The sequence below is a fragment of the Salinicola sp. genome, assembly GCF_982684285.1.
In genome coordinates, this window is the sequence record NZ_CEXLVS010000165.1 from 1 (window position 1) to 4519 (window position 4519).

Consider the following 4519-nt stretch of genomic DNA (forward strand, 5'->3'; position numbering starts at 1 on the left):
CCCTCGAGACCGCGTCGGCCGCGCCCTGCTCCTTCGCGCGCGCCCACAGGCTGCGCCCGTCGCTGCGACGGTGGTGGGCGAAGGCCACGAGCTCGCTCAAGCTGGTCGGGCTGGAGGGGTGGTAGCATGCCTATCGCAACCAGCTTTCCGGTGGCATGCTGCAGCGAGTCGGGCTTGCGCGCGCGCTGGCCAACGACTCCAGCGTGCTGCTGATGGACGAGGCGTTCTCCGCACTCGATCCGCTGATCCGGCGTGACATGCAGCAGGAGTTGATCGAACTGCAGCACCGGATGAAGAAGACCACGATCTTCATCACCCACGATCTCGATGAAGCGCTCAACATCGGCGACCGCATCATCCTGCTCCGCGATGGCGAGATCGTGCAGATCGGGACGCCGGAGGAGGTTCTGACGCAGCCCGCGGACGATTACGTCGCGCGCTTCACCGAGGGGGTGGACCGTTCCCGGGTCGTCACGGCGCGCCGGGTAATGCGTCCGGTGCGTGCCACCGCCCGTCACGACGACGGCCCGCGGACCGTGCTGCGCAAGATGAGCGAAAATGCGCTGGACTCCATCTACGTCGTCGACCGCGAACGCAGGCTGCTGGGCATCGTCGAAGCCGATGGCGTCGACGAGGCGGCGAAGGCCGGCAAGGATTCGATACACGAGCTGCTGATCACGGACTTTCCCAGAATCGGGCCGGACGAACCGCTGGCGACGCTCTACCCCATGTTCCATGGCAAGAGCTATCCGGTGGCGGTCATCGATGACCAGCAGCGTCTGCTGGGTGTGGTCGTGAAGGGCGCCGTACTCGAACAACTGGCCCAGACGGGAGAACAATAATGGACTTCGACATTCCAAGGATTCCGCTGGGCGACTGGATCGAAAGCGGACTCGATTTTCTGACCACCGAGTTTTCCGGTGTCACCCGGGCGATATCGCGAGGGACGCAAAGCGGCATCAATTTGCTCAACGATGGATTGATGTGGTTGCCTGAGTGGGCGCTGATCGCCCTGGTCGTGCTGCTGTGCTGGAAAGTCAGCGGCCGACGCCTGGCCCTTGGGGGCCTGATCGGCCTGGCGCTGATCTGGAATCTAGGCCTGTGGAATCCGATGATCCAGACCCTGACGCTGGTGGTCATCGCCACACTGGTCGCGATCGTGATCGCGTTGCCGCTGGGCATCCTGGCAGCGGTATCCGACCGCTTCTACCGGGTGATCATGCCGATACTCGATTTCATGCAGACGATGCCGGCGTTCGTCTACCTGATCCCGGCGATCCCGTTCTTCGGCATCGGTTCGGTTTCCGGCATCTTCGCCACCGTGATCTTCTCGATGCCGCCTGCCATCCGGTTCACCACGCTGGGTATTCGGCAGGTACCGAAGGACCTGATCGAGGCAGCGGACGCCTACGGCTCGACGCGCAGCCAGAAACTGATCAAGGTCCAGTTGCCGCTGTCGTTGCCGACGCTGATGGGCGGGATCAACCAGACCATCATGCTGGCGCTGTCGATGGTCGTCATCGCCGCGATGATCGGCGCCAACGGTCTTGGCAGCGAGGTCTGGCGGGCCATTCAGCGTCTGCGGCCCGGCGAGGGGTTCGAAGCCGGCATCGCGGTGGTCATCATGGCGATGCTGCTCGACCGGCTGACGCAGTCCCTCAGCGGGGGCAAGAAGACGAAGTGAGCAGGGTAGAGCCTGATGTCGTCGAGCCACTCGTCGACAGCAGGACTCGCGGTACATAAACCACAAGAAGGGGAAAGTCGATGACACGCAATGCAATGTCACAAGCCGTTCGCTATGGCGCCTTGATGATGGCCGCCGGCCTCAGCATGAGCGCCGGTGTCGCCCAGGCGCAGGACAGCAAAGGCACGGTCAAGCTGGCCTACGTCGAGTGGGCATCCACGGTAGCGTCTACCAATGTCGTTCGTGCCGTGCTCGAGGAGCAGGGCTACGACGTCGAAATGGACTCGCTGGGCGCCGCCGTGATGTGGCAGGCGGTGGGTACCGGTGACGCCGACGCGATTCTGTGTGCCTGGTTGCCCACCACCCACGGCGATTACTACAAGCAGGTCAAGGACGATGTCGAGGACCTGGGAGTCAACCTGGAAGGCACCAAGCTGGGTCTGGTCGTTCCCGAGTACACCTACGAGAAGGTCTCCTCGATCGCCGATCTCAACGACAACGCCGATCTGTTCGACGACAAGATCGTGGGGATCGACCCGGGCGCCGGCCTGATGGCGCAGACCGAGAATGCCATCGACGAATACGGCCTCGACAACCTGCAGCTGCAGTCGAGCAGCGGGCCCGCCATGACTTCCGCACTGGCCAGCGCCATCCAGAACAAGGAAGACATCGTGGTGACCGGGTGGACGCCGCACTGGATGTTCGCGCGCTGGGACCTCAAGTATCTCGACGATCCGAAGAAAGCCTACGGTGATGCCGAGCACATCGATACGGTCGTGCACAAGGGGTTGAAGGAGAGACTGCCTGGAGCCTACGCCATTCTGGATAATTTCCACTGGACGCCGGAGCAGATGGGCGAGGTCATGCTCATGAACCAGGAAGAGGGTTCGGATCCGTACGAGAATGCCAAGAAGTGGGTCGAGGAGAACCCCGATGTGGTCGCCGAATGGACTGACGGCACTGCCGAATAACGCCGTTCACCCTCGTTCATGACGAAGCGCCCGGTCATTTGACCGGGCGCTTTGCGTCGAGAAGCGCGAAAGTCCGCGTCAGAGGATCAGCCGATCGGACGGCTCAAGGCGCCAGCCGGGTGCGATGCCACTCCTGGGCGTGTTCGTCCCGACGGGTGTAGCGCACGCGGTCGTGCAATCGGCTGCGCTGGCCTTGCCAGAACTCCACCGCGAGAGGCACCAGAAGATAACCGCCCCAGTGCGGCGGTCGTTCGACCTCCTGATCCGAATAGACCTGTTCGAAACGCGACAGCCGTTCCTGCATCCAGTCGCGATTGGGAATCTCGACGCTCTGCTGGGAGACCCAGGCCGCCAGCTGGCTCTTGCGCGGCCGGCTGGCGAAGTAGTCGTCGGACTGGCGGGAGTCCACCTTGGCGACACTCCCTTCGATGCGAATCTGGCGCTGCAGCGTCGGCCACCAGAACACCACGGCGGCGTTGGGAACGTGGGCGAGTTCGTTGCCTTTCTGGCTCTGATAGTTGGTGTAGAAACGAAAGCCCGCCTGATCGAATCCCTTCAGCAGCACGATACGGGCGTGGGGGTGGCCCGCACTGTCGACCGTCGCCAGCGTCATGGCGTTGGCATCCAGCCCTTCGGTCTCGATCGCCTTCTCCAGCCAGCCCTCGAACAGGGGAAGCGGGGCGTCGGGCGTGTTCTCCGGCGCCAGGGCGGCACCTTCGTAGTCCCGTCGCATACCGGCGAGATCGCTCATCAGTTGTTCTCCATGCGAATGCGATGAATGGTAGCCATTGTAGCGCGCTCGGACGGTGTGATGGCCATCCATCTCTCAGTCATTAGCCTAGGGCCGGTGGACGTTTCAGCGGCGGCCGCGCCGAACGCCGACAGCTCCTGGTGCGGGACCGGGTCAACCCGCGTAGGCGTGAAGCGCCAGCACGACACCGCAGCAGCCCCAGCCGAGAACGGCATAGGGGAGATTCCAGCGCAGCATGTCGCGGACGGCAATCCGGTAGCGCACGCAGATCGCCAGGTTGCTGCCGGAGAGCGGGCTGCTGCCGGTTCCCAGTGCCCAGCACATGAGAAACAGCATGCCGAGCAGGGTCGGATCGGGATGGAGCGGCGCGATCAATGGTGCCAGCGTGGCGATACCGATCAATGGATGAATGCCGGTGAAGGAGACGACCACGATGGCACCAAGGGCGAACCACGCTTGCCAATGGCCGAAGTGACCGATTGGCAGGTCGAGCCCGCCCGGCAGGCTTGCCAGCAGTGCCGCCAACCCCGTCGAGATGACGCCGGCCCCGAGAAACAGGGCGAACTGAGGCGCCAGGCTCTGCAGGCCCTGGGTGAACTGGTGGTGCATGCGCTCGCGCCGATTGTCGCGGGGCATGAGCAGAAAAGAGAAAAGGGGCGCGACGATGGCGATGATCAGCGGGATCGAGAGACCGGGCCAGAGCAGGTGCAGCCCGATCACCACGATCGCCAGCGTGCACGGCATCAGCAATGCACTTTTTTCGATGGGGTAACCGATGAATGGCGCGTTCAGCCGCCGGACGTCGAGCCAGTTGAGCAACAGCAGCGCCGCCGCCGCCAACAGACCCCAGGGCAGCAGGCTGAGGTAGTCGAGTCCTGGAGCATAGGTCAAGGCCACACCCATCGCGACGAAGAACGGCGACCAGGCAGCGGCGGCGGTGAATCCCCGGCCGACGATGAGCGCCTGCGACCGCGTCAGTTTTCCCTCGCGCTGCATGCGTTCGCCGAACAGGAACACCACGGAGAGATTGATGGCGGCGCCGAACAGATGCGCCCCCAGCATGGTGCCGAGCATGCTTCCCGGCTGCTGGTGATCGCTGCTGACTCTGGGTGT

At 63.6% G+C, this 4519-nt stretch carries 4 protein-coding genes and 1 pseudogene; 3 read left to right on the forward strand and 2 right to left on the reverse strand.

The features are described from left to right. Positions 1–83 precede the first annotated feature (83 nt). From AC3AYF_RS14135 to AC3AYF_RS14145, 3 genes and pseudogenes are all read left to right on the forward strand, one after another. Positions 84–842 (forward strand): annotated as a pseudogene (locus AC3AYF_RS14135) (CBS domain-containing protein); the annotation flags it as partial. After that, the gene (locus AC3AYF_RS14140; protein ID WP_295037285.1) at positions 842–1684 is read left to right on the forward strand and encodes an ABC transporter permease; all 843 of its coding nucleotides are present in this window, start codon (positions 842–844) and stop codon (positions 1682–1684) included. The pseudogene AC3AYF_RS14135 and the gene AC3AYF_RS14140, both read left to right, overlap by 1 nt. A gap of 80 nt (positions 1685–1764) precedes the next feature. After that, positions 1765–2655 carry a glycine betaine ABC transporter substrate-binding protein gene (locus tag AC3AYF_RS14145; protein WP_295037284.1) on the forward strand — a complete coding sequence of 297 codons (891 nt, stop codon included), beginning with the start codon at positions 1765–1767 and terminating at the stop codon, positions 2653–2655. Positions 2656–2758: 103 nt separating this feature from the next. On the opposite strand, the gene pdxH is transcribed toward AC3AYF_RS14145, so the two are convergent. Continuing rightward, positions 2759–3409: a pyridoxamine 5'-phosphate oxidase gene (gene pdxH, locus AC3AYF_RS14150; RefSeq protein WP_487779894.1), complete on the reverse strand. Its 651-nt coding sequence runs from the start codon at positions 3407–3409 to the stop codon at positions 2759–2761. A gap of 150 nt (positions 3410–3559) precedes the next feature. Then, positions 3560–4519, reverse strand: a 960-nt coding sequence (locus AC3AYF_RS14155) for a hypothetical protein (RefSeq protein ID WP_487779893.1), incomplete at its 5' end; no start/stop codon positions are given.

Coding starts and splice junctions, on each gene's coding strand:
- AC3AYF_RS14145 (WP_295037284.1), top strand. CDS start 1,765: ATGACACGCAATGCAATGTCACAAGCCGTTCGCTATGGCGCCTTGATG.
- AC3AYF_RS14140 (WP_295037285.1), top strand. CDS start 842: ATGGACTTCGACATTCCAAGGATTCCGCTGGGCGACTGGATCGAAAGC.